At 69.4% G+C, this 24,909-nt stretch carries 22 protein-coding genes; 4 read left to right on the top strand and 18 right to left on the bottom strand.

Going from position 1 to position 24,909, the window contains the following annotated elements; all coding sequences use genetic code 11:
* Positions 1-27: 27 nt before the first annotated feature.
* Together H512_RS0102550 and H512_RS0102545 are read left to right on the top strand one after the other, a co-directional pair.
* Complete coding sequence (locus H512_RS0102550; RefSeq protein ID WP_026782188.1) at positions 28-564, top strand: hypothetical protein; 537 nt, start codon at positions 28-30, stop codon at positions 562-564.
* Between the two features lie 218 nt (positions 565-782).
* Positions 783-1,481, top strand: a complete 699-nt coding sequence (locus H512_RS0102545) for a beta/alpha barrel domain-containing protein (RefSeq protein WP_026782187.1) — start codon at positions 783-785, stop codon at positions 1,479-1,481.
* Positions 1,482-1,585: 104 nt separating this feature from the next.
* Here the strand turns inward: H512_RS0102545 and H512_RS0102540 are convergent, their stop codons facing one another.
* From H512_RS0102540 to H512_RS0102505, 8 genes are all read right to left on the bottom strand, one after another.
* Complete coding sequence (locus H512_RS0102540; protein WP_026782186.1) at positions 1,586-1,984, bottom strand: dihydrofolate reductase family protein; 399 nt, start codon at positions 1,982-1,984, stop codon at positions 1,586-1,588.
* 69 nt (positions 1,985-2,053) lie between these two features.
* Positions 2,054-2,458: a YybH family protein gene (locus H512_RS22310; protein WP_053239509.1), complete on the bottom strand. Its 405-nt coding sequence runs from the start codon at positions 2,456-2,458 to the stop codon at positions 2,054-2,056.
* Between the two features lie 65 nt (positions 2,459-2,523).
* On the bottom strand, positions 2,524-3,477 hold the full coding sequence (locus H512_RS0102530; RefSeq protein WP_084798269.1) for a sugar-binding transcriptional regulator: 954 nt from the start codon (positions 3,475-3,477) through the stop codon (positions 2,524-2,526).
* A 173-nt stretch (positions 3,478-3,650) separates the two neighbouring features.
* Positions 3,651-4,610 carry a transaldolase gene (gene tal / locus H512_RS0102525; RefSeq protein ID WP_026782184.1) on the bottom strand — a complete coding sequence of 320 codons (960 nt, stop codon included), beginning with the start codon at positions 4,608-4,610 and terminating at the stop codon, positions 3,651-3,653.
* A 194-nt stretch (positions 4,611-4,804) separates the two neighbouring features.
* Positions 4,805-7,192: a methyl-accepting chemotaxis protein gene (locus H512_RS27735; protein WP_053239508.1), complete on the bottom strand. Its 2,388-nt coding sequence runs from the start codon at positions 7,190-7,192 to the stop codon at positions 4,805-4,807.
* Positions 7,193-7,483: 291 nt separating this feature from the next.
* Positions 7,484-10,189, bottom strand: coding sequence for a bifunctional acetate--CoA ligase family protein/GNAT family N-acetyltransferase (locus tag H512_RS0102515; protein ID WP_026782183.1), 2,706 nt, complete (start codon positions 10,187-10,189; stop codon positions 7,484-7,486).
* 55 nt (positions 10,190-10,244) lie between these two features.
* A complete protein-coding gene (locus H512_RS0102510; RefSeq protein ID WP_026782182.1) occupies positions 10,245-11,075 on the bottom strand; it encodes a universal stress protein in 831 nt (276 codons plus the stop codon).
* Between the two features lie 122 nt (positions 11,076-11,197).
* Positions 11,198-13,366: a malate synthase G gene (locus H512_RS0102505; protein ID WP_026782181.1), complete on the bottom strand. Its 2,169-nt coding sequence runs from the start codon at positions 13,364-13,366 to the stop codon at positions 11,198-11,200.
* A 225-nt stretch (positions 13,367-13,591) separates the two neighbouring features.
* On the opposite strand from H512_RS0102505, the gene H512_RS26830 reads away from it, so the two are divergent.
* Entirely contained in the window at positions 13,592-15,220 is a 1,629-nt protein-coding gene (locus tag H512_RS26830; RefSeq protein ID WP_026782180.1) for a histidine kinase N-terminal 7TM domain-containing diguanylate cyclase, read from the top strand.
* A 10-nt stretch (positions 15,221-15,230) separates the two neighbouring features.
* Here H512_RS26830 and xseA read toward each other — a convergent pair whose 3' ends face one another.
* The 6 genes from xseA to H512_RS0102470 all read right to left on the bottom strand — a co-directional run bounded on the left by xseA (position 15,231) and on the right by H512_RS0102470 (position 20,203).
* Positions 15,231-16,673, bottom strand: a complete 1,443-nt coding sequence (gene xseA / locus H512_RS0102495) for an exodeoxyribonuclease VII large subunit (RefSeq protein ID WP_026782179.1) — start codon at positions 16,671-16,673, stop codon at positions 15,231-15,233.
* Positions 16,674-16,685: 12 nt separating this feature from the next.
* Positions 16,686-18,074: a glutamate--cysteine ligase gene (locus H512_RS0102490; RefSeq protein WP_026782178.1), complete on the bottom strand. Its 1,389-nt coding sequence runs from the start codon at positions 18,072-18,074 to the stop codon at positions 16,686-16,688.
* 121 nt (positions 18,075-18,195) lie between these two features.
* Positions 18,196-18,939 carry a 16S rRNA (uracil(1498)-N(3))-methyltransferase gene (locus tag H512_RS0102485; RefSeq protein WP_026782177.1) on the bottom strand — a complete coding sequence of 248 codons (744 nt, stop codon included), beginning with the start codon at positions 18,937-18,939 and terminating at the stop codon, positions 18,196-18,198.
* 173 nt (positions 18,940-19,112) lie between these two features.
* Positions 19,113-19,349 (bottom strand): glutathione S-transferase, encoded by a 237-nt coding sequence (locus tag H512_RS22300; RefSeq protein ID WP_156899320.1) that lies wholly within the window; start codon positions 19,347-19,349, stop codon positions 19,113-19,115.
* The gene (locus H512_RS22295; protein ID WP_169507116.1) at positions 19,346-19,687 is read right to left on the bottom strand and encodes a DUF1127 domain-containing protein; all 342 of its coding nucleotides are present in this window, start codon (positions 19,685-19,687) and stop codon (positions 19,346-19,348) included. Before H512_RS22295 ends, H512_RS22300 begins: the two co-directional genes overlap by 4 nt.
* A 174-nt stretch (positions 19,688-19,861) precedes the next feature.
* Positions 19,862-20,203 (bottom strand): YjiS-like domain-containing protein, encoded by a 342-nt coding sequence (locus tag H512_RS0102470; protein WP_026782176.1) that lies wholly within the window; start codon positions 20,201-20,203, stop codon positions 19,862-19,864.
* Between the two features lie 274 nt (positions 20,204-20,477).
* On the opposite strand from H512_RS0102470, the gene H512_RS0102465 reads away from it, so the two are divergent.
* Complete coding sequence (locus H512_RS0102465) at positions 20,478-21,368, top strand: LysR substrate-binding domain-containing protein (RefSeq protein WP_026782175.1); 891 nt, start codon at positions 20,478-20,480, stop codon at positions 21,366-21,368.
* 15 nt (positions 21,369-21,383) lie between these two features.
* On the opposite strand, the gene H512_RS0102460 is transcribed toward H512_RS0102465, so the two are convergent.
* Genes H512_RS0102460 through H512_RS0102445 form a run of 4 tightly spaced genes read right to left on the bottom strand, consistent with a single transcriptional unit; the run spans position 21,384 to position 24,857 of the window.
* A complete protein-coding gene (locus H512_RS0102460; protein ID WP_026782174.1) occupies positions 21,384-21,998 on the bottom strand; it encodes a LysE family translocator in 615 nt (204 codons plus the stop codon).
* Between the two features lie 2 nt (positions 21,999-22,000).
* The gene (locus H512_RS0102455; RefSeq protein WP_026782173.1) at positions 22,001-22,672 is read right to left on the bottom strand and encodes a LutC/YkgG family protein; all 672 of its coding nucleotides are present in this window, start codon (positions 22,670-22,672) and stop codon (positions 22,001-22,003) included.
* Positions 22,672-24,096: a LutB/LldF family L-lactate oxidation iron-sulfur protein gene (locus H512_RS0102450; protein WP_026782172.1), complete on the bottom strand. Its 1,425-nt coding sequence runs from the start codon at positions 24,094-24,096 to the stop codon at positions 22,672-22,674. The genes H512_RS0102455 and H512_RS0102450 overlap by 1 nt, the downstream gene beginning before the upstream one ends.
* Positions 24,093-24,857, bottom strand: a complete 765-nt coding sequence (locus H512_RS0102445; protein ID WP_026782171.1) for a (Fe-S)-binding protein — start codon at positions 24,855-24,857, stop codon at positions 24,093-24,095. The genes H512_RS0102450 and H512_RS0102445 overlap by 4 nt, the downstream gene beginning before the upstream one ends.
* Positions 24,858-24,909: the final 52 nt, after the last annotated feature.

Genomic DNA, 24,909 nt, shown 5'->3' with positions numbered 1-24,909 from the left:
GCGTAAGACTCTAGCCCGAGGGGTAAAATGACCTCGATTTCTTCCACCACCGCCCACCAGTCGCCGCTCGCCCGGCTGCAGTCGACGCTTCAATCGGATATCAGCGCCGGCAGCATCCAGTCGTCCGACGAATCCGCGCTGACCACCGCGCTCAAGAGCATCGACCAGACGCTGTCGAGCGAGCGGTCGAGCGGCGCCTCCGCCGCCGGCGCGCCGCCGTCGCCCGAAGAGATGAAGGAGAAGATCAGCGATCTGATCCAGCAGCAGGTCGATGCCGGCACGCTGACGTCCGATCAGGCCGACGAACTCTCCCAGGTCTTCAAGGATACCTTCTCGAAGGGCGCGCGCGGACCGGGAGGCGCCGGCGGGCCGCCGCCGGGACCGCCGCCCGAGGGCGATGATCCGACGGATGCCGCCGACAGCTCGTCGTCCGGCAGCTCGGTCGCCGACATCCTGAAGCAGTTGCAGGACGCGGTCGCCGAAAGCAACCAGACCGCCTACGGCGCCAGCGGCTCGTCGGCCTCGTCGGCGAGCACCAGCTATCTGTTCGACATGGTCGCCTGACCGGAACACGTCGACGAAATGCATTCGGCGGGGCCATGCCCCGCCGTTTTGCGTTGCGGCGGCAACCGGCATAACGGACGCGCGAAAAAAGCACTCTTCTCTACGAAAGCACTAGTGCTATCCAGATTGCCGTGCGCAATCCTGATCATGGCGCGCCAGAAGCCGGCCAGGGCCGCCGGCCACTGACACGTCTGTTCTTGCTCCCGGAGAATTGCCTGATGAACCGCCCCGCCGCCGGATGGATCGACCGCCTCCCCAAGGATCACCTGATCACCGAGTTCTCGATGTGGTCGTCGGATCTCCTGCGCATCGCCGACGAGGTAGCCCGCATCGAGCCTCACGCCAATCTGATCCATATCGACGCCTCCGACGGCGTGTTCGCCGACACGCTCCTGATGTTTCCGGAGATCGTCGCCCGCATCCGCTCGATCACCGACAAGCCGATCCACGTCCACCTGATGGTGGGCGAGCCGGCGCTGATCAACCAGATCAACCAGTTCGCCGCCGCCGGCGCCGACGCCATCTCGATCCACGCCGAGAACACGCTCCTGACCGACAGCGGCATCGCCCGCATCAACGAGCTGGGTCTGGTCGCCGGTGTCGTGCTGAAGGTCGACACGCCCGTCACCAAGCTGATCCGCCATCTGCCGCGCGTCGGCTTCGTCACGCTGTTCGGCGCCGAGATCGGCGAGCGCGACGGCCTTGCCCGCAACGCCACGCAGCGCCTCGCCGAGGCGCAGAAATACATCGCCGGCATTCCCTGCGACCATCGCATCGTCATGGTGGCCGACGGCGCCATCCGCGAGGAGACCGTGCCGGTGCTGCGCAAGGCCGGCGCCGAGGCGATCGTCGCCGGCAAGCTGGTGTTCGACGCCCCCGATCTCGGCAAGCGCATGGAGTGGCTGAAGTCGCTCTGACGGAAACAAAAGTCGGCGGCGGCGGCGTTTCGGAAACGCTTTTCCGCCTCCGGAAACATCGGACGGGCGCCGGGGGCTTCTCCGGCGCCTTTTTGCTGCCGCCGTCAGCGGCCGGCCACCAGCCACTCCGGCTTGAACCAGCGGTCGGCCGGGCCGTCGTAGGGCAGGCGGTTGATGTCCCAGTGGCGGATGAAGCGGGCATAGGCCGCCCACACCGCCGGCCCGCCGGCGACATAGACGACGCGGTCGGGGAAGCGGGCCAGCACCGCCGCGGGATCGTCGCTGGAGCGGACAGCGCAGAGCGTGCGGTCGAACTGCATGAAGGCGGGCAGGGTGGAGATGGTGTGCGGCCCGGCCAGCATCACGTGGCCGCGCGTCACCTCGTAGAAGCGCTCGACGTCGGCGACGAACTCGCGCTCCGGGTTGCCCTCCCAGGGCAGTTCGCCGCCGAGCCCGATCTGGCCGCTCAGCCCGATCGCGCAGATAGCCCTGACATCCGCCATGATTCCATCCGTCCGCCGTTGCAATCGCGCCGAGCATAGCAGGCCCTACGCAGAAGGCCCAATAGGCCGTCAGGCGTCCGCCTGTCCGGCGGCGAGGCCGGCGCCGGTGAACGACCAGTGGGTATGGATGACCCGCCAGCCCTCCGGATCGCGCCGGTAGACCTCGGTGGCGTTCCAGGCGACGCGGGCGCCCTCGCTGCCGTTCCAGGACACGAAGCGGAAGCTGAGCACGGCGGCGTCGCCCACCACCTGCACCTTCGGCTCGATCATCTCGTGGCGCGGCGCCGAGATCTGGCCGCGCAGGCCGTCGTAGAGCGCGGCCAGCGCCGGCTTGCCGTCGAGGCGGCTTTCCCGGAACGGATCGAAATAGCTGACGTCCTCGGCCGACAGCGCCAGTGCGGCGTCGGGGTCGCCGGCGCACCAGCGGTCGAGCGCCGCCTTTTCGAGGGCGATGATGTCGTCGGCAATGGTCATGACAGCCTCCCGCAAGATACGGACGGAAGGCTAGGCCGGCGCCGCGACGGCGCCTGTCAGCAGCATCAGCCGGCGGGGAGGGCCATCAGCGCCTCGGCGGTCTCGACGTCGGTCGCCACGGCGTTGACGAGGCCGCCGGCCACGGCGGCGCGGATCGCCTCGGCCTTCTGCGGCGACAGCGCGGCGGCGACGGACAGCGGCACGCGGGTGAGGCGCTCGAGCGAGATCGACATGGTGCGGTCGTCGAACTCGGTGCCGACCGGCTTGCCGTCCTTGCCGAAGAAGCGGCCGCAGATGGTGCCGACGGCGCCGTGGGCGCGGATCTCCTCAAGCTTGCCGGGGGCGATGAAGCCCTCGCGGAACACCATGGCGGTGGCCGAGATGGCACCGACGCCGACCACGGCGATCGCCAGGCGATCCATCATCGAGAAGACGCCGCGCACCGTGCCGGTGGCGCGCAAGAGGCGCGCCGCATCGGCGTCGTCGACGATGGCCGGCACCGGCAGTTGCCAGGCCTGGGCGCCGAGCCCGGCGGCGAGACGGCGGCAGACTTCGGAGGAATGGGTATAGTGCTCGGGCGCGCCGACGCCGCCGACCAGCGCCACCACGTCGAGATCGCGGGCCGGCGGCCGGCGGGCGGCGGCGGCGATGGCGGCGGCGGTGGCGCCGTCGGAGACGCCGAGCACGTCGCCACTCTTCAGCATGTCCTCGATGACGCGGGCGGCCGCCTTGCCCAGCGTCTCGGCCGGCGCGTGGGCGCCGGCCCGGTTCTCGACCACCACGGCGAGGCGCAGGCCGAGATGCGCCTTGAGGCGCTGCTCGGCAGCTGCGTCGCGGAAGGCCTTGGGCGTCACCTGGAATTCGATGTAGCCGAGGTCGAGCGCCGATTTCAGCGCCCGGCTGACCGTGGCCTCGGAGATTTCCAGAAGGCGCGCGATCTCGGTCTGCGGCAGGCGCTGCTCGTAGCGCAGGCGGGCGATCTCGACGATCATGTCTTCGCTGCGGCGGGGCCGGGGCATGATGCGCGCCTTGGGAAGGGAGAAAGACCTCCGGCGTCCGGCACGTCGTCCGTCGTCGACGTGCCGGTCCGGGGAGAAGGCCGTCGGGCGCCGGCTTGAAAAGCGCCCTCCGGCCCCAGGGCATCCGCCGATTGAACGGTGGATGCCGAGGCAAGACCCTCGAATGTCGTCCGTCAGGCGGCGAAACGCCTGGCGACGATCTTGCGCAGCTCGCCGAGATCCTTGGCGAACAGCCGGATACCTTCGGCCAGCTTCTCGGTGGCCATCGGGTTCTGGTTCATGGCCCAGCGGAAGGCCTTCTCGTCGAGCTTGACCACCGGCGGCTTCGGGCCGCCCTTGTTCGGATCGAGGGCGCGCGGCAGCGTGCCCTGGTCGGCGGCCAGCGCGTCCAGGAGGGCGGGCGAGATGGTCAGGCGGTCGCAGCCGGACAGCGCCTCGACCTCGGCGGCCGAGCGGAAGGAGGCGCCCATCACCACGGTCGGGATGCCGTGCGCCTTGTAGTAGTCGTAGATGCCGCGCACCGAGATGACGCCCGGATCCTCGTCCGGCGTAAAGGTGCGGCCCTCGGCCTTGACGTACCAGTCGAGGATGCGGCCGACGAAGGGCGAGATCAGGAAGGCCTTCGCATCGGCGCAGGCGATGGCCTGGGCGATGTCGAAGATCAGCGTCATGTTGGTGTCGATGCCTTCCTTCTGGAGGATTTCCGAGGCACGGATGCCCTCCCAGGTGCCGGCCACCTTGATCAGGATGCGCTCGCGCTCGACGCCGTTGGCCTTGTAGGCGGCGATGATGGCGCGCGCCTTCTCGACGGTGGCGGCGGTGTCGAAGGAGAGGTCGGCGTCGACCTCGGTCGACACGCGGCCCTCGACCAGCTTGGTCAGCTCGGTGCCGACGGCGACGGCGAGGCGGTCGCCGATCGCCTTGATCACCGCTTCCTCGCTGCCGCCCTGCTTCTTGCCCCAGGCAACGGCGTCGGCGAGCACCGGCTCGTAGGCCGGCAGGCCGATGGCCTTCAGCACCAGCGTCGGGTTGGTCGTGCAATCGACCGGCTTGAACTTCTTGATGGCGTCGATGTCGCCGGTATCGGCGACCACCACGGTCATCTCGCGCAATTGGTCCAGCTTGGAAGCCATGTCCTCAACTCCATGTCCGGCCGGCACGTTCCTGAGTGCCGCGGCGGCCGCTTTCCGTCCGTCGAAACTATGGCTCGTCCCGGTTCAAAATGCAAGAAATCAATAAAAAGAAATTAATTGCATTTATGGCTGACATACGGAACGGGCGGGCCCTTGACGGACCCGCCCGCTTCTCCTCTCCCCCGAATATCAGGTCAGGCCGCCATCACCTGACTGATGAAGCGCTCGACCACCTCGCGCAACCGGCTGGCCTGGTCGTTCATGTCGTTGGAGACCGCCAGCACCTGGCTTGCCGACTGCGACGTTTCGCCGACCACGCGGGTCAGCGCCTGCGTCTCGTCGGCCACCTGTTTGGTGCCGCCGGCCGCCTTCTGGGCGTTGAGCGAGATCTCGGCGGTGGCGTGCCCCTGCTCGCCGACGGCGGTGGCGATGACGTTGGTCGTGCGGTCGACCTCGCCCATGATGTCGGAGATGGCGCGGATGGCCGCCACCGCGTCGCCGGTCGACGACTGGATCTGGGCGATCTGCGAGGCGATCTCCTCGGTGGCCTTGGCGGTCTGGCCGGCGAGGTTCTTCACCTCGCTGGCGACGACCGCGAAGCCCTTGCCCGCCTCGCCGGCGCGGGCCGCCTCGATGGTGGCGTTGAGCGCCAGGAGGTTGGTCTGCTCGGCGATCGCCTTGATCAGCGTGATGACGTTGCCGATTCGCGTTGCCGCGTCGGCAAGGCCGGAGATGGTGGCATCGGTCTTCTTGGCCTCGCCGGTGGCGCGCTGGGCGACGACGGTCGCCGTCTCGGTCTGGCGCGAGATTTCGCCGATCGACGCCGACAGTTCCTCGGCGGCGGCGGCAACCGTCTGCACGCCGTCGGAGGCCAGCTCGGAGGCCGAGGCGGCGGTGCCGGCGCGGTCGCGCGCTTCCTCGGCGATGGCGGCCAGCGCCCGGGCGGTCGCCTCCATCTGATCGGCATTGCCGGCGACGACGCCGACCAGCTGCTCGATCTCCAGACGGAAGTCGTTGATCAGCCCCTCGATGGTCTCCTGCCGGTGCATCCGGGCCTGCTGCTCGGCCTCGGTCTGGTCGGCGAGGCGGCGGCGCTCGATGGCGTTGTCGCGGAAAATCCGCACGGCGCCGAACATGCCGCCGATCTCGTCCTTGCGGCCGGCGAGGTCCAGCGCCATGTCGGTGTCGCCGGTGGCCAGCCGCCGCATGGCGGCGGTGAGGCTGGTGATCGGCCGGGTGATCAGGCGCGACAGCAGGAGGCCGATCATCAGCGCCAGCACCAGCACCACGCCGAGCGTGCCGGTCATGGTGAAGGTGCTCGACGAGCGATTGCGGCTGGCCGCGGCGGCGCGATCGTCGACCACCGTCTTGATCGCCGAGATGGCGGCGGCCGACTGGGCACGCGACTCCTGCCGCGCGCCGGTGAACGCCTTGGAGGCATCGGTCAGCTTGGTGAAGGCGTCCTTGAAGCGGTCGATGTCCTTGGACGGGTCGACGCCGCCGGCGGCGACGATCTTCTGGCCGATCTCCTTGGCGGCGTCGGCGGACTTCAGCAGCATCTTGGTGCTGACGGCATCGGGATCGTAGCGGTAGGTGGTCGTCTGGAGGGCGAGGGTGTCGATGGCGGCGCCGAAGGCGGTGGCGAATTCGGACAGCTGCCGCGCCTTGTCGGCGTCGGCCAGCGCCGCCTGCATGTTCTCCACGGCTTCGTCGCGCTGCAGGCCGGCGAGGCGGATGATCTCCTCGGTGCCCTTGGTCAGCGTGGCGAGACGGTCGAGGACGAAGATGCGCTTCTGCTCGACCGAGAAGGGATTGGCGTTGTCCTTCATGCCCTGCAGCAGTGCGCCGAGCCCCTGGGCGGTCGACTCGATGGCGTCGGCCTGCGCCTGGATGTCGTCGGACTTGCCGAGCGACCGGATCTGGTCGACCAGCATGCGCGCCGACGTCACCGACTGCGAGGCCGTGGCGACGTTCTCGCCCTTGTTGTCGGCGGCGAACTTGGCCAGCGCCTCGTTGGCTTTCAGCACGAAGGTTTCGATCTTGTAGGCGACGACGGCGAGGTCGGATGCCGTGTTGGCCGCCTTGGAGGCGTCGGCCGCCTTGGTCTGGAAATCCCTGGCTTTGGTGGCGGCGTCGGCCTCGATCTGGCTGGCGCGGCTCTGCATGTTGGACAGCAGCTCCATGGTCGCGGCGGCGCTGGCGCTCACCGCGTCCGCCGACGACGACAGGACGCCGATCGAGGCGCGGAACTCGCCCACCGCCGCATAGGCCGGCGCGAGGCCGGCGTCGGAGGTGCCGCCGAGTTCGTCGAGGCGGGCCGTCACCTCGTCCAGAAGCTGGCTCGCCTGCGAGGCGGCGCCGTTGTCGCGATCCTGGATGAAGGTGGTGACGGCGTTGCCGGCGTCGTTGACGGTGGCCAGCACCGAGGCCGATTTCGACGTCATGTCGACGGCGAGGCCGAGCTGGTTGAGTCCCAGGAAGCCGGCGCCGCCGACTACGGCGGCCAGCACGGCGAGGGAAATCAGACCACCGCCGATTTTCACCGAAATCGACCGGTTCGACAGGAAGCCCGTGAGCGACATCTTCTTTCCCCCTTAGCGCCCGCCGGCCGGCGACGCGCATATTGGACGTGCACCTTTGCGGGAACCTTGCGATGCACCGGTAAAGAAACAGTGGATGACACGCATCGGAAGTATCAAAATTTGTCGACTTTGCAATCGTTTGCGGGATTGGGCGGGTCTGGGGTAAACCGCCAAGTTGTGTGGTTTTCCCCATCTCGCGCGGAAAAGACTCGCAAAAATGGAACGCCCGGCATCGACGCCGATATTGCATTGCGGCAAATGCACGCCGAGCGTGTGGGGTGTATCCTTTGGTCAGCGGGCGGCCGTTGTCAGGTCGAGGCTGACCTTGATGATTTCCGGGCTGTCGGGATCGGGCGACAGCACGAAGCCGAGACGCTCGCAGAGCCTCAGCATCTGCCGGTTCTCGGCCAGCACCTCGCCGTGGATGCGCGCGTAGGTCTCGCGCCGGGCATAGCGGATGATCTGCATCATCAGCGCCCGGCCGAGGCCGATGCCCTTGAGGTCGGAGCGCACGGAGACGGCATACTCGCCCTCGCCGCCGCCGGGATCGCCGTGCAGCCGCACGCCGCCCAGCATGTCGCCGGTCTCGGGATCGAGGGCGACGAAGGCCATGGCGCGGGCGTAGTCGATCTGCGTCAGTCGGGCGACGAAGGCATGGCCGAGATCGTGGACGCGCTGGAAGAAGCGCAGGCGCATGTCCTCGGCCGTCATCTTCGAGAAGAAGTCGAGATAGCGGCCCTCGTCCTCGGGCCGCACCGGCCGCACGAACACCCGCCGGCCGCCGGGCAGCACGATCAGCTCCTCCCAGTCGGTGGGGTAGGGGCGGATGGCGAGGCGCGGATGGAGCGCCGCAGCGCCCGGACCGGACTGGTCGGCGGTAAGTGTCACCCGCGCGTCGACCACCACGAGACGATCCGCCTCGGCGATCAGCGGGTTGAGGTCGATGTCGCTGACCGCCGGATGCTCGGCGACCAGTTGGGCGAGCCGTTGCAGCAGGACGGCGAGGCGTCCCTCGTCGACCGGCCGCCGGTCGCGATAGCCCTGGAGCTGGCGGGAGACGCGGGTGCGGGCGATCAGGTCGCGGGCGAGGTTGGCGTCGAGCGGCGGCAGCGCCAGCGCCCGGTCGTTGATCACCTCGACGGCGGTGCCGCCGCGGCCGAACACCATCACCGGTCCGAACACCGCGTCGTCGGTGACGCCGGCGATCAGCTCCACCGCCTTGGGCGCCACGATCATCGGCGACAGCGTCACGCCGTCGATACGGGCGTCGGGGCGGGCGGCGCGGGCGCGGGCGATCACGGCGAGGGCCGCCTCGCCCACCGCTTCCGGGCTGGACAGTTCCAGCTCGACGCCGCCGACGTCGGACTTGTGGACGATGTCGGGCGAGGCGATCTTCACCACCAGCGAGCGATGCTCGGCGAAGAGACCGGCGGCGATCAGCCGCGCCTCGGCGGCGTCGAGGGCGGGCAGCGCCGGCACGATGGGAATCTCGTAGGCGGAGAGCAGTTCCACCACTTCGCTCGCCTTCAGCCACAGCCGGCCGTCGCGCAGCGCTTCGCCGATCACCTGCGCCGCCCGCTCGCGGTCGGGCGAGAAGCCGGCCAGCACGTCGGCCGGCGTCGCCGTCAGCGCCGCCTGCGCCTCGGCGTGGCGGACGAGCTGCATCAGCCCCTCGACGGCGCCGTGCGGCGACTCCAGCGCCGGAATGCGCGCCTTGGCGAAGGTGGCGTTCCAGCCGTCGTCCTCGCCGAGCCAGGCGGCGATCAGCGGCTTGCCGTCGTAGCGGCCGCGCCGGTAGCCGGCGACGGCTTCCACCACCGCCTCGGCGGCGAGCCGCGACGGGGCGAGCGGCGTCGGGCAGTTGATCACCACCACCGCGTCGACGCCGGGGTCGGAGAGCACCGCCCGCGTCGCCGCGCCGTAGCGGTCGGCGGCGGCATTGCCGATCAGGTCCACCGGGTTGCCGCGCGACCAGCCCGGCGGCAGCAGCGCGTCGAGCGTGGCGAGGGTGTCGTCGGAGAGCGTGGCGATGTCGCCGCCGAGGTCGACGACGCGGTCGGCGGCCAGCACGCCGGCACCGCCGCCGTTGGTGACGACGGCGATGCGCTTGCCCTGGATGCGCGGCACCAGACTGAGCGTCTCGGCGGCGGCGAACATCTCGTCGAGGTCGGCCACCCGCAGCACGCCGGCCCGGCGGAAGGCGCAGTCGTAGACGGCATCGACGCCGGCCAGCGCCCCGGTGTGCGAGCGGGCGGCGCGGGCGCCGGCGGCGTGGCGGCCGGCCTTGATCACCACCACCGGCTTGGAACGGGCGGCGGCGCGCGCCGCCGACAGGAAGGCGCGGGCGTCGCGGATGCTTTCGAGATAGATCAGGATCGCCCGCGTGCGGTGGTCGAGGGCGAAATGGTCCAGCATCTCGTCGAAATCGACGTCGACGGCGTCGCCCAGCACGGCGATGCCGGAGAAGCCGGCGCCGTGCCGGGCCGCCCAGTCGAGGGCGGCGTGGGTGAGGGTGCCCGACTGCGAGATGAAGGCGAGATCACCCGGCACCGCCGCCCGTTGCGCGAAGCTGGCGTTGAGGCCGATCGGCGGGATTTGCAGACCGGCGCTGTTGGGACCGAGCACGCGGATGCCATGGCGTCGCGCTGCCGCCGTCATTGCTTCGAGCCGGCTGCCCGGCCCGCGGCCGAGGCCGGTGGTGATCACCACCGCATGACGGATGCCGGCCCTGCCGATGTCCTCCATCACCTCGGCGATCGCCTCCGGCGGCACGGCGACCACCGCGAGGTCGGCCGGCGCCGGCAGGCTGGCGAGCGAGGGATGGACGGGCACGCCGTCGATCTCGGTGAAGAAGGGATTGACGAAGGCCACCCGATCGCGGCCGAAGGCAAGGAGGTTGCGGACGAGCACCGACCCGACCGAGTTCGGCCGCGCCGTCGCGCCGATCAACGCGACGCGCTTCGGCCGGAAGAAGGGGTCGAGGCTGGAAAGGCTCATGTCGGGAAGGCCGCCGCGAGGGGACGGGCACGGCCGCCGCCGCGCCCGGCTTCGATCAATGGGTCATCAGCGTCGGGATGGTCATCTTCTCCAGCATGTCGCGGGTGACGCCGCCCAGCACGAACTGACGGAAGCGGTTGTGGCCGTAGCCGCCCATCACCAGCATGGTGGCGCCGCTCTCGGCGGCATGGTTGGTGAGCACCGTCGACACCTCCGGCGCCGAGCGCGGCAGCGTCGTCACGCTGACGGTGTGGTCGTGGCGGGCGAGATAGGCGGCAACATCGGCGCCCGGCTCGCCGGACCAGCTCTTGGAGCCGGCCACCATGACGATCTCGATGGTGGTGGCGACGCGCAGCGCCGGCAGGGCGGCGTGCACGGCGCGGGCCGCCGTCGACGAGCCGTCCCAGGCGATCATCACCTTTTCCGAGGTCAGCGGCTTGTCCCAGCCCGACGGCACGATCAGCACCGGTACGCCCGATTCGAACAGCAGCGTCTCGATGATGGCGGCGCGCATCGGCTCGCCGTGCTCGGGATCGTCCTGGCCGACGACGATCAGGTCGGAAAGCTGCGCCTGCCGCACAATGGCCGGCGTGCCACCGGAATAGACGGTGGCGGTGCGCGCCTCGGCGTCGACGCCGAGCCTTTTCGCCTCCGCCTCGAAGGCGGCGGCCGCCTCCTTGGCCGAGGTCTCGGCATTGGCGATCGCCTCGACCAGGTATTCGGCCGGAACCGGCGAGGCGAGGAAGCCCGGCGCGATCGGTTCGAGCGCCAGCGCCAGACCGGTGACGTGCGCCTTGCGCCGCGAAGCCAGTTCGAGCGCCGCCGTGGAGGCGTTCATCTTTTCATTGTAGATATCGATGATCGTGAAGATGTCCCTGACGGTCATGGCGGCGCTCCTCAGCGGCTTCGCTTGGGTCCATGCGACCCGGTGCCGGCGGCAAGACCTTGTCCGAGGACGGAAAACCGGCGCCGGCTCTGATCCTTAGATAGGTGTCGCCGCCGATCAATTCACCTCTCGGCGATCTCGACCTTTCTCCTACGGCGAAACGCGGTGAGCACCGGCTCGGTGTATCCATTCGGCTGGCGATCGCCGGTCATGATCAGCTCGACGGCGGCCTGGAAGGCCAGCGAATTGTCGAAGTCGTTGCCGATCGGCCGGTAGGCGGGATCGCCGGCGTTCTGGCGGTCGACGACGGCGGCCATGCGCTTCAGCGTCTCCATCACCTGCTCGCGCGTGACGACGCCGTGCTTCAGCCAGTTGGCGATGTGCTGGCTGGAGATGCGAAGCGTCGCCCGGTCCTCCATCAGCCCGACGTCGTGGATGTCCGGCACCTTGGAGCAGCCGACGCCCTGGTCGATCCAGCGCACGACATAGCCGAGGAGCCCTTGGGCGTTGTTGTCCAGCTCTTCGACGATCTCGGCGGCGCTCCACGGGCGGTCCGGGGAGATCGGCGGGGTCAAGAGCGCGTCGAGCGAGGCGCGTTCGCGGGACTTGAGTTCGGCCTGCCGGGCGGCGACGTCCACGTCGAGATAATGGAGAGCGTGCAGCGTCGCCGCCGTCGGCGACGGCACCCAGGCGGTGGAGGCGCCGGCCAGCGGATGGCCGATCTTCTCGGCCAGCATCGCCGCCATGCGGTCGGGCGCCGCCCACATGCCCTTGCCGATCTGGGCCCGGCCGGAGAAACCGAGCGCCAGGCCGGCGTCGACGTTGCCGGCCTCGTAGGCGGCGAGGAAGGCCGACGACTTGATGTCGCCCTTCCTGACCATCGGGCCGGCCAGCATCGAGGTGTGGATCTCGTCGCCGGTGCGGTCGAGGAAGCCGGTGTTGATGAAGAACACGCGGGCCTTGGCCGCCTCGATCGACGCCCGGAGGTTGACCGAGGTGCGTCGCTCCTCGTCCATGATGCCCATCTTCAGCGTCAGCTGCGGCAGGCCGAGCACCTCTTCCACGGCGGCGAACAGCCGGTCGGCGAAGGCGACCTCCTCGGGGCCGTGCATCTTCGGCTTGACGATGTAGACGGCGCCGCTGCGGCTGTTGACGTGGCGGCCGTCCGGCCCGACGTCGTGCAGGGCGATCGCCGCGGTGACCAGCGCGTCGACAAGGCATTCCGCCACCTCGTTGCCGTCCGTGTCGAGCACGGCGTCGGTGTGGAGCAGCGAGCCGACGTTGCGCACCAGCATCAGGCTGAGGCCCTTCAGCGATCCGTCCGAACCGTCGGGGCGGATGAAGCTGCGGTCGGCGGCAAGCCGGCGCTTCGTCTCGGCGCCGCCCTTGACGAAGCTCGCTTCGAGATCGCCGCGCATCAGCCCCAGCCAGTTGCGGTAGACGGCCACCTTGTCCCCGGCGTCGACGGCGGCCACCGAGTCCTCGCAGTCCATGATGGTGGTCAGCGCGCTTTCGAGGAGGATGTCGGCGACGCCGGCCGGATCGGCGGCGCCGGTCGGATTCTCGCGGTCGATGGAAATGTCGATATGCAGGCCGTGGCGCTTCAGGATGATGCCGACCGGCTCCTCCCAGTCGCCGCGATAGCCGGCGAAGCCGGCGGGGTTGGCGAGGCCGGTCTCGGCGCCATCGGCAAAGCGCACGCCGAGACGCTCGTCGGCGATGAAATAGGCGACGACGTCGGCATGGCTACCCTCGGCGAGCGGCGCCGCCTGGTCGAGCAGCGCCTTGGCGCGCGCCACCACCGCTCTCGCCCGCTCGGTGTCGAAACCGCCGGCCGGCGGCGGCGTCCCGAGCGCGTCGGTGCCGTAGAAGGCGTCGTAGAGGCTGCCCCAGCGGGCGTTGGCGGCGTTGAGCGCGTAGCGGGCGTTCATCACCGGCACCACCAGCTGCGGCCCGGCGATCTCCGAAATCTCCGGGTCGACGCCGGCGGTTTCGATGGTGAACGGCGCCGGCTCGGGCAGCAGGTAGCCGATCTCCTCGAGGAAGGCCCGATAGGCGGCGGCATCGATGGCGCCGGGGCGGGCGAGGTGCCAGGCGTCGATCTGCCGCTGCAAGTCGTCGCGTTTATCGAGGAGGCGGCGGTTCTCCGGGCCGAAACGGCCGACGATGTCGGCGAGCGCCGTCCAGAAGCGGCTGGCGTCGATCCCGGTGCCGGGCAGGGCCTCCGTCTCGATGAAATCGGCGAACTTGGCGGCGACCCTGAGGCCATTCAGCGTGCGATAGGCGGTCATCTTGATGTCGTTCCGGTTGCGGCGGCGGGCCGGCGGCGGGGAAATGCCGGCGACGGCCCGCGCCAACGAAAGCCGTTGCCGCCGCCGCTGTCCAGTCCCCACGGGTGTCGACTCCCGGCATTTTTCGGCAAAACATGCAGGAACTTGAAACCAACTGGAAAGAAGTTGCAGGATAGCATTACGCAATCGCCCGTCACGACCGATTCTTCCGGAGCCCGAATTCTCGTGCAGCCCGCCGCCGTCATTCTGGCTCTCGTGATCATCGGGACGGCCGTGACCTCCTGGCGTACGCTGCGCATCGGCAGCTTTCCGGGGCGCACCGACTATATGATGCTGATGGCGTCGAGCGGTTGGTGGGCGGTTGCCGCCATCCTCGAGGTCAGCGCCGAGGCGGCGCCGCTCAAGGTGTTCTACTCGGAACTCGCCTGGTACGGCATCATCGCCACGCCGATCTCGTGGATGCTGTTCATGACGGCCTACACCCGCGGGTCCGACCTGCCGAACGCCGCGCTGTACACCGGTCTCACGATCGCCGCCGGTCTCGTCATGCTGACGATCGCCGTGACCAACGATCTGCACCACCTGATCTACACGACGGTGGTTGCCGATCCGGCGGCCGACGATCTCTGGCGGCTGCGCTACGAGCGCGGGCCGCTGTACTTCGCGGTGATGGTCGCCATCTACTTCTTCATGGCGCTGACGACGCTGCGGACGCTGTGGGCGGCCATCCAGGCGCCGCCGCGCCATCGCGGCCAGTTCGCCGGCCTGCTGATCGTCGCCGCGGCGCCCTGGGCGGCCAACGCCGCCTACAACCTCAGCAGCCTGCATGCCTTCGGCTTCGACCCGACGCCGCTCGCCCTCGGCATCATGCCGCTGGTCTACAACATGCTGATCAGCCGCAACCGCTTCCTGTCGCTGGCGCCCGTCGCCCTCAGGGCGGTGATCGCCGCCCATCCCGACGGCATCCTGGTGGTGTCGGAGAACGGGCTGATCGTCGAGGCCAACGCCGCGACGCAGACGATCCTCGACGACGGCCCGCTGATCGGCCGGCGGCTCTCGGACCTCGATGCCGGCTTTGGCCCCGTCGACCAGACCAGCCTGCTCGAGGGCCGCGAACTGGTGCGGCGCTGGAGCCGGGGGAATCGCACCTACGAGGTGCGCACCGTGGTCATCGAGACCGGCCGCCGCGCCCAGAGCTTCGCCTATGTGCTGCGCGACATCACCGACTATCTCTGCGTCCACGAGAGCCTGCGCCTGTCGGCGCGACTGATGGAGGAGCGCCTCGAGGCCAATCTGCGCCTGCAGGAGCAACTGCACGAGATGGCCCACCGCGACAGCCTGACCGGCCTCAACAACCGGCGCATTCTCGATGAGATCGCCTGCCGGCTGGTCAAGCACGCCGACGTCACCGGCCGGCCGCTGGTCGCCGTGTCGCTCGATCTCGACCATTTCAAGCGGCTCAACGACACCTATGGCCACAAGGCCGGCGACGATGCGCTGGTGGCGATGGCCGCCATCCTCGCCCGGTCGCTGCGTCCCGGCGAGGTGGCGGTGCGCACCGGCGGCGAGGAATTCCTGGTGCTGATGCCCGACTGCGACATCGACGAGGCGCGCGCCCGCGCCGAGGCTTGGCGGGCGCTGATCCGTGCCCATCCGGTCGGAACCGGCCAGGGGGCGGCGGAGATCACCTTCTCGGCCGGCATCTCGGCCTATCCGGACACCGCCTCGTCCTTCGCGCAGATGCTGCAGCAGGCCGACAAGGCGGTCTACGCCGCCAAGCGCGCCGGCCGCAACCGCGTCGTCGTCGCCCGTCAGCCGGTGGAATACGGCGACGGCCGGATGCGCTCGGCCTGAGGCAACAGTTTCAGAAGAGATTGCCCTGATCGTCCGGTTCGGGTTTGCCCCTGCCGCGGCGAGGCGTCGGCTTCGGCTCGGCCGGAGGCGGCGCGCCGTCGCCGACGCGGGCGCCGATCCGGCCATCGGCGAACTCGATGTCGATCGCCGCGCCGGCCGCAAGGCCATCGGCCCGGAATACCGGATGGCCGTCGCTGTCGCGCACCAGAGCATAGCCGCGCCGCAGTGTCGCCCGGTGGTTGACCGCGTCGAACACCGACGCCACCTGATCGAGCCGTGCCCGCCGGCGGGCGATCAACTCGGCCACCGCCCGGTTGCCGCGCGCCGCGAGAACCGACAGGCGCTCACCGAGCTGGCCTTGCGTCCTGAGGAGGCTCTGCGGCGTGAGACGGGCCGCCACTCGCTCGAAGCGGCGGGCGTGCAGGGTGGTGTTGGCGGAAAGCGCCTTGGGCAGGGCGTTGGCAGCGCTGTCGAAGCGCTGGCGCGGCAGGGCGAGGATGTCGGCGGCGCGCGGCAGGGCGCGGGCGGCGGCGACAAGCCGTGTCCGCCGGAGGTCGATCGCCCGGAGGCCGGCGCCGGTCAGCCGGCGGCCGAGGTCGTCGACGCGGTCGAGCAGTTCGCGGCGCACCGGCACCACCATCTCGGCGGCGCCGGTCGGCGTCGGCGCCCTGACGTCGGCGGCAAGATCGATCAGCGTCCAGTCGGTCTCGTGGCCGACCGCCGAGACCAGCGGAATGTCGCTCGCGGCGGCGGCGCGCACCACCGCCTCGTCGTTGAAACCCCAGAGGTCCTCGAGGCTGCCGCCGCCGCGTGCCACGATGATCACGTCCGGCCGGGGAATCGGCCCGTCCCCGGAAAGCGCGTTGAAGCCGGCGATGCCGGCCGCCACCTCGTCGCCGCAGCCCTCGCCCTGCACCTTAACCGGCCAGACCAGCACGTGTACGGGAAAGCGATCGGCGAGGCGGTGCAGGATGTCGCGGATGACGGCGCCGGTCGGCGAGGTGACGACGCCGACGACGCGCGGCAGGTAGGGGAGAAGCTGCTTGCGGCCGGCGTCGAACAGACCCTCGGCGGCGAGCTTGCGCTTGCGTTCCTCGAGGAGAGCCATCAGCGCGCCGGCGCCGGCCGGCTCCAGCGCGTCGATGACGATCTGGTACTTGGACGAATTGGGATAGGTGGTGAGCTTGCCGGTGGCGATCACCTCCATGCCTTCTTCCGGCTTGAAGCGCAGCCGGCCGAACACGCCGCGCCAGACGACCGCCTCGATGCGGGCGTTCTCGTCCTTCAGCGCGAAATAGGCGTGGCCCGAGGAATGGGGCCCGCGATAGCCGGAAATCTCGCCGCGCACCCGCACGAAGCCGAACTGGTCCTCGACCGTCCGCTTGAGGGCGAAGGAGATTTCCGAAACCGTGTATTCGGCGGCGTTGGAACGAGCTTCGGTCACGGCTGGCATCCCGATTGAGGGTCAGAGGCAGCCGAGGTCGCCCATCGGCTGCATGTCGAGGGCGCAGAAGATGCCGTCGAGGTTGTCGCCGAACTTTTCGAGCAGCACCTCGGCCTCGGTCTTGCCGCGCTCGAGGATGATGTCGAGCGGACGGAGATAGCCGGTCTCGTCCTGGCCGCAGCGGTTGAGACGGGCGCGGCGGGCAAGGCCGGCCCGCGACAGCGCCACCACCTGGCGGCCGATGTCGCGCACCGTGCGGCCGCCGATTTCCGCCTTCAGCGCCAGCGCCGGCACGTCGTCGCGCAGGCGCTGCCGCTCCTCGGTGGTCCAGTCCTTGACCAGGTCCCAGGCGGCGTCGAGCGCCGCCTCGTCGTAGAGCAGGCCGACCCAGAAGGCCGGCAGCGCCAGGATATGGGCGGTGGAGCCGGAATCGGCGCCGCGCATTTCCAGATAGCGCTTGAGCCGCACCTCCGGGAACAGCGTGCCGAGGTGATTGTCCCAGTCGCCGACGGTCGGCTCGACGCCGGGCAGACGGTCGCGCAAGGCGCCGGCCATGAACTGCCGGAAGGTGACGTCGGTGGCGCGGTGATAGATGTCACCGCGCTTGACGAAATACATGGGAACGTCGAGCGCCCACTCGACGTAGCGCTCGAAGCCGAAGCCGTCGTCGAACACGAAGGGAATCATGCCGGCGCGGGCGTTGTCGGTGTCGCGCCAGATCTCCGAGCGCTCGGAGAGACGGCCCGTAGCCTTGCCGTCGAGATAGGGCGAGTTGGCGAACAGCGCCGTGGCGATCGGCTGCAGGGCGATCGACACCCGCATCTTCCTGATCATGTCGGCTTCGGAGGCGAAGTCGAGGTTGACCTGCACCGTGGCAGTACGGAACATCATGTCGAGCCCGCGCGTGCCCACCGTCGGCATGTAGTCGGCCATGATGGCGTAGCGCGACTTCGGCATCACCGGCGTGTCGCTGAGCGGCCAGACCGGGCTGGCGCCGAGGGCGAGGAAGCCGATCCTGAGCGGCGTGGCGATCTCCAGCACTTGCATCATGTGCGCCTGCAACTCGGTGGCGGTCTGGTGCAGGTTGTCGAGCGGCGCGCCGGAAAGTTCGAACTGGCCGCCGGGCTCCAGGCTGATGGCGCCGCCGTGCGTCGGGTCGACAAGGCCGATCGGCCGGTCCTGATCGACGATCGGCTGCCAGCCGAGCAGTCCTTCCATGCCTTCGAGCAGTTGGCGGATGCCGCCGGCCCCTGCATAGGGCACGGGCGCGTGGCTGAACTTGCGGAAGCCGACCTTCTCGTGCTCGGTGCCGATCCGCCAGCGCGCCTTCGGTTTGCAGCCGCCGGCGATCCGCTCGGCAAGATCGGCGACGGAAGTGACGGGCGTGGTGTCGGACGTGTCTCGCGCCATGGATGGGCTCCCCGAGGATTGGGCGGCAAACTAGCCGTCCGGCAAGGATTGATCAATCGCCGGAGGGCGGCCGGCGGGAAACGTTTTTGCTGCTCGCCGGAACGTGATCGCGTCAGCAGGGCTACCAGTCGCCGAGCGTCGCCTGGATGACGGAGAGCGCCGCCACAGCCGCCGTGTCGGCGCGCAGGATGCGCGGCCCCAGGGGAATCGCCGTGACGAAGGGTTGGCAGCGCAGGGTGCGCCGCTCGTCGTCGGAGAAGCCGCCTTCCGGTCCGATCAGCACGGCGAGCGGTCCGCGCGGCAGCGCCGACAGGGCGGGAAGCGGATTGGTGCTGTCCTCGCCCTCGTCGCAGAAGATCAGCCGCCGGCCCGGCTCGTCCGCCGCAAAACGGGCGAGCGCCCGGTCGAGCTTCTCCTCGTCCTCGACGGCGGGCACGTGCAGCACGCCGCATTGCTCGGCCGCCTCGACGACGTTGGCGCGCATCCGGTCGAGGTTGACGCGGCTCGCCTGGGTGTGTTGCGTCAGCACCGGCCGCATCCGGCCGACGCCCATCTCGACGGCCTTCTGCACCATGTAGTCGAGCCGGGCGTGCTTCAGCGGCGCGAACAGGTAGAGAAGGTCGGGCGCCGGCGGCTGCGGCCGGCTGAGGCGGATGTCTGTGAGCCCCGCTGCCCGCTTGCCGGCGGCGGCGAGGCGGCCGCGCCATTCGCCGTTGCGGCCGTCGAACACCAGCACCTCGTCGCCGTCGCGGAGGCGCAGCACGTTGAGGAGATAGTTGCTCTGGTCGCGATCGAAGGCGACGGGCGCGCCGTCGAGCGGCGTCGCCACGAAGACGCGCGGCGTGCGGAAATCGGAATGGGCCATGCCGACGTCGATAGCACGGCCTTCAATGATAAAAAAAGAGGCGGCGCCTTGCGACGCCGCCAGGTGATCCGGCAGGGGGCCGGGATGGCTGGGGTCCGGACAGGGGAGACGGGCTCCGGACCCATGGAGCGGCGCGCCCGGAGGACGGCGCGTCCGCTGGAGGAAAGGCGGCCTCAGGCCGCTTCGAGTTCCTTCTCCCGCTTCCTGAGCGGCTTGGAATAGCGCACCTCCGGCGGCGGCTGGATGGCTGTCTCGAAGGCCAGCATGGCGGCGAGGAAGGTGTCACGCGCCTGCCGGTCGGCAAAGCCGACCACCTTGCCCTTGTAGAAGGTCAGGGCGTCGGGGCTGACGGGGCGGCGGGTGAGCGGGCAGAGATCGTTGACGCAGTCTTCCAGTCTTGGCGCGATCATTCTTCCCTCCCCCTGACCAATGGCGTGAACTCCGCGCTCTCTACGCGGCGATGCACGACGACGCTGCGCATGTTCACCGAATTGCCGCGGGCGATGGCGGCCAGGCGCAGCGACGGATCGGCATAGACCGGGCCGTCGAGAGCCTGTTTGAGGTCGGATCGGCTGAGGCCGATATCCGCCAGCTCGTAATCGGTGAAGTCGCAAAGTTGCCTGGCCATCCAGCGATTGACCAGAGCCTTCGCAACGAACGCAATTCGCTCGGCAGCGGCGCGCACCAGCGAGGCGGACGTCGTGACGGAGGCGGCGGCGTGGGTGTTGGACGCGAGGGTCGTGGACATGATCGGCTCCATTGAAGGGGCTGGAGGATGGTTTGGCGCTTGGTGCGTCTGGGTCAGGGGTTGAGGGGCTAGGGGTGAAGGCAACAACGGGGCTCCGCCTGGAAGCCCCGTTAGTATTTCATTTACCTGTCCATAAGTCCGACGAATGCTTTCGGCCGGACCGATGCCGGTCTCTTATGAAATACGTACGTGTTCGTCCCGAAGGGCGGCGGCGGCCTCCAGGGCTTTGGCATGCTCGGCGCGGCGGGCTTCGGCACGGCGGGCGGCCAGGGCATGGCTCGGCTTGCGGTTGATCGGAACCAGCAGCGCACCTTCCACGTCGGAGTGGGAAATGCCCATGTCCTTCAGCGCGTGCGCGTCGAACTCCAGGAGGTGCATGGTCTGCCGACGGTCGATTTCCGCGGCAATCAGCGCGCCAAGGCGCTTGAAAGCAGCGCCGGCGAGGCGCAGCGCCTCGTGGACGAGACCATGGGAGGAGGCGCGGCTTGAGGACGCATGATCGAGGATCAGTGTCATTCTCTTGGCTCCTGCGAACTTCCAGATGCCCTATGGGCAGAACATAGCAGCCTTGCGTTACTGAAATAGGAACGGTGCTGCACCATTTCGATAGTGGATTTATCTCATGGGGCTATCAATCAGTCCAACGCATGTTTTTGATGCTTTCCATGAAGAAACTTGATATCAATATCCTGACACCATATGATCAGGGCCGGCGATGGATCGCCACCCGAAAACCGGCGGCAATGCTCTTTCTGCGTCGTTGGCCGGCCATCCATCAGGATCGTTGAAGATGAACGTACTCGACCTCGATCAGCTCCGGACTTTCGTCGCCATCGCCGAGGTGGGGTCGTTCACGGCCGCCGCCGACGTCGTTCACAAGACGCAGTCGGCCGTCTCCATGCAGATGCGGCGCCTGGAGGATAGGGTGGGCAAGCCGATCTTCTCGCGCGACGGCCGCCAGAGCCGCCTCACCGAGGACGGTCGGCGGCTGCTCGAATACGCGCGGCGCCTCATCCGCCTCAATGACGAGACGCTGGCCGCCTTCGAGGACCCCGGCCTGACCGGCTCGGTGCGGCTCGGCATCCCCGACGACTACGCCGACCGGCTGCTGCCGCCGGTGCTGGCCGGCTTCTCGCGCATCAATCCGATGATCGAGATCACCGTCGAGTGCCAGCGCTCGGTCACCGTCTCCGACATGATCCGCGACGGCCGGCTCGACCTCGGCATCATCAACCACGGCTATTACGGCTCGCTGCGCGGCGAGGTGATCCGCCGCGAGCCGCTGTACTGGGTCGGCTCGCGCGATCACAGCGTCCACGAACTCGATCCGGTGCCGCTGGCTCTCGGTCCCGACGACTGCTGCTGGCGCGCCAACGTCGTCCGCGCCCTCGACCGCGAGGGCCGGCGCTTCCGCGTCGCCTATATCTCCAGCGCCGCGCTGGCGCTGTCGGGCGCCGTGCTGGCCGGGCTGGCGGTTTCGGTGCTGCCGGAAAGCGCGCTCAAGGCCAACATGCGCATCCTCGGCCTGCGCGAGGGCTTCCCGGATCTGGAGCCGGCCGAGATCGGCCTCCTCAGGGCCGAGCACGCCAAGAGCCCGATCCACGAGGCGCTCGCCAAGCACATCGTCACCTCGCTCGGCAACCTCGCCGCCGATCAGGCGCTGAGTCTCGCCGCCGAGTGATTTGGGGAAGTCTCCCTACCGCGCCACCACCGCCGCGGCGGCACCGGCCATCATGGTGCCGGCGGCGCGGTTGAGGCGGCGCATCGCCCTGGGGCTGCGGAAGAACTCGCGGGCGCCGGCCGCCGCCGCCGCATAGGCGACGCCGACCACGGAGAGCGTCACCACGGATATGCCGATCAGCTCGACATAGCCGAGAAGCGTGATCTTCTCGATCGGCATCAGCGACGGCAGCAGCGCCATGTAGAAGACGATGGTCTTGGGGTTGCCGAGCGTCAGCGTGAAGCCGCCGAGCACCGTCCTCAGCGCGCTTTCGCCCCGCGTCTTCGCCGCCACCTCGGCCGGATCGGCGCGCGACGTCCAGAGCTTCCACGCGAGATAGAGCAGGTAGGCGGCGCCGACGTAGCGCACCACCAGGAAGGCGAGGTTGAACTCCTGCGCCAGCGAGGCGAGGCCGAAGATGGCCAGCGTCAGGTAGAAGAGATCCCCGAACACGATGCCGACGATGAAGGTCATGCCGGCCCTGAAGCCGCCGCCGAGGGCGCGGGCCACCACCGCCGTCATGCCCGGACCGGGCGAGGCGGCGGCGAGCGCCAGCGCGCCGGTGTAGAAGACGAGCGTCAGGATCGGCATGTTTACCCCACCACCAGGATGTGCAGGCTGCGCGGGCCGTGGGCGCCGAGCAGCAGCGTCTCCTCGATGTCGGCCGATCGCGACGGGCCGGTGACGAGGTTGACGGTGCGCGGCATCGCCCCGGCGCCGAACCGCCGGCGCAGGTCGGCCCACACCGTCTCATAGTCGCCTGATACCGTCGAGGCGTCGACGACGACGATATGGTGGTCGGGCAGGAAATTGAGCGTGGTCGGATTGTCCGGGCCGGAGGTCAGCACCAGCGTGCCCGTCTCGGCGACGCCGGCGTCGGCGTGGCTGACGCCGACGAGGTCGGCGCCGGCGCTGGCGCCGGTCGAAACAGCGAGCTGCGCCTCCCGCTCCCAGGGCAGGGCGGCAAGGCGTGGATCGTCGCCGCGCCGGATCGCCTGCGGCAGGTTTCGGCTGCGGAGATAGTCGGCGACGGCCGACGGGATGCCGTCGGGCCGGTCGAGGCGGACGACCGAGGCGAACACCTCCTCCGCCTTGCGGCAGAACAGCGCCACCCGTTCGGCCGGCGGCAGTTGCCCGCGCGCCGGCACGACGTTCCGCGGCGTCGTATGGAGATGGTGGCGGACGGCGTCGTGGCGGGGGGCATCGCTGCCTGACGCGCCGAGCGACCGGCGGATGCGGCCGAGGATGGCTTCGCGGCTCGACATCAGTGCCTCCCCCGCTTGGCCCATTCGGTGCGGAAGGTGCCGCCCTCCGGCGCCGGCAGGTCGCGCCACTTGGTCCAGCCGCCGGCCAGCGGCAGCGAGGTGAGCGCGCCGCTCTTGCCGGCGAGGCGGGCAAGGCCCCAGGCGGCGAGCCGCGTCGTCAGGCCGTAGAGGCGCGGACGGTTCGCGAGAAGGCGCCAGGCGGCGAGGCCGAGGCGGGCCTTCCGCGGCGTCAGATGCCGCTCGAACTCCTTCTCGCGCCAGTGGCGCAGCATCTTCGGCAGCGGAATGCGCATCGGGCAGACGCTCTCGCAGCGGCCGCACAGCGTCGAGGCGTTGGCGAGATGTGCCGATGTCTCCAACCCGTAAAGCGACGGCGTCAGCACCGAGCCCATCGGCCCCGGATAGACCGAGCCATAGGCATGGCCGCCGATCGACCGGTAGACCGGGCAATGGTTGATGCAGGCGCCGCAGCGGATGCAGCGCAGCATGTCCTCGAACTCCGTGCCGAGCATGGCCGAGCGGCCGTTGTCGAGCAGCACCACGTGGAAGGCCTCGGGGCCGTCCGGATCGCCCGGCCGGCGCGGACCGGTGGAGAAGGTGGTGTAGACGCTCATCTCCTGGCCGGTGGCCGAGCGGGCGAGCAGCCGCATGATGGTGGCGACGTCCTCCAGCGTCGGCACCACCTTCTCGATCGAGGCGAGCACGATGTGGGTTTTCGGCAGGATCTGCGAAAGATCGCCGTTACCCTCGTTGGTGACGATCACCGTCGATCCGGTCTCGGCCACCAGGAAGTTGGCGCCGGTGATGCCGACGTCGGCGGCAAGGAAGCGCTCGCGCAGCACGCCGCGCGCCTCGGCCAGGAGCGACACCGGCTCGTCGAGGTTGCGGCGCGGATCGAGGTCGGTGTGGGCGCGGCGGAAGTCGGCCGCCACCTGCTCCTTGTTGACGTGTACGGCCGGCGCGATGATGTGGCTCGGCGTTTCGCCGCGCAGCTGGATGATGTACTCGCCGAGATCGGTCTCCACCGGCCTGACGCCGTTCCCCTCCAGGAAGGCGTTGAGGCCGACCTCCTCGGTGATCATCGACTTGCCCTTGGTCACCGTGCGGGCGCCGGCCGCCTTGCAGATGTCGAGGATGATCGAATTGGCCTCGGCCGCGTCGGCCGCCCAATGCACGTGGCCGCCGGCGTCCATCACCTTCCGCTCGAAGGCTTCGAGATAGAGGTCGAGGTGGGCGAGCGTATGCGCCTTCAGGTCGCGGCCGGCGTCGCGCAGCGCCTCGAACTCGGGCAGGGCGTCGATGGCGCGGCGGCGGCCGGACACCAGCGTCTCCTCGATATGGGCGATGGCCTTGAGGAGTGGCGGATTGGCGAGCGCCGCGCGGGCGTTCTTCGGAAAGGTGGCGGAAGCCGGCGCGCCGCTCATCGTTTCGCCCCCCCGATGGCCGGGCCGGCGGTCATGCCGGCCAGCACCTCGGCAACGTGGCGCACCTCGACCGTCGAGCCCTCGCGCTTCAGCTTGCCGGCGATGTTGAGCAGGCAGCCGAGGTCGCCGCCGAGCAGCAGGTCGGCGCCGGTCGATCTGACGTCGGCGGCCTTGCGGTCGACAATCGCATTGGAGATCTCGTCGTATTTGACGCAGAAGGTGCCGCCGAAGCCGCAGCAGCTTTCGGGATCGCGCATTTCCTTGACGGTGAGGCCGTCGACGGCGGCGAGCAGCTTGCGCGGCTGATCCTTGACGCCGAGTTCCCGGAGGCCGGAGCAGGAATCGTGATAAGTCGCCGTGCCCTCCCAGGCGGTCGGCAGCGGACCGACGCCCAGCACGTCGGTCAGGAAGGCGGTCAGTTCGTGAGTCTTGGCGGCGAGCCGCTCGGCCCTGAGCGTCCAGCCGGGCTCGCCGGCGAACAGCGAGGGGTAGTGGACCTTGATCATGCCGGCGCAGGAGCCGGAGGGGATCACCACGTGGTCGAAGCCCTCGAACAGGGCGATCACCTGTTCGGCCAGCGCCCGCGCGCCGGCCCGGTCGCCGGAGTTGTAGGCAGGCTGGCCGCAGCAGGTCTGACCGGCCGGCACGAACACCTCGCAGCCGGCGTCCTCGATCAGCTTGACGGCGGCGAAACCGACGGTCGGGCGGAAGAAGTCGACGAGGCAGGTCACGAACAGCCCGACCCGCGGTTTCGGCGTCATGATGGCGATTTCCGGTCCTGTTGTTGCGCGGCCAAGGTGATACGCGCAATGA

Source organism: Pleomorphomonas koreensis DSM 23070, from assembly GCF_000425185.1.
Lineage (GTDB): Bacteria > Pseudomonadota > Alphaproteobacteria > Rhizobiales > Pleomorphomonadaceae > Pleomorphomonas > Pleomorphomonas koreensis.
This window is presented reverse-complemented; position numbering and strand designations above follow the sequence as displayed.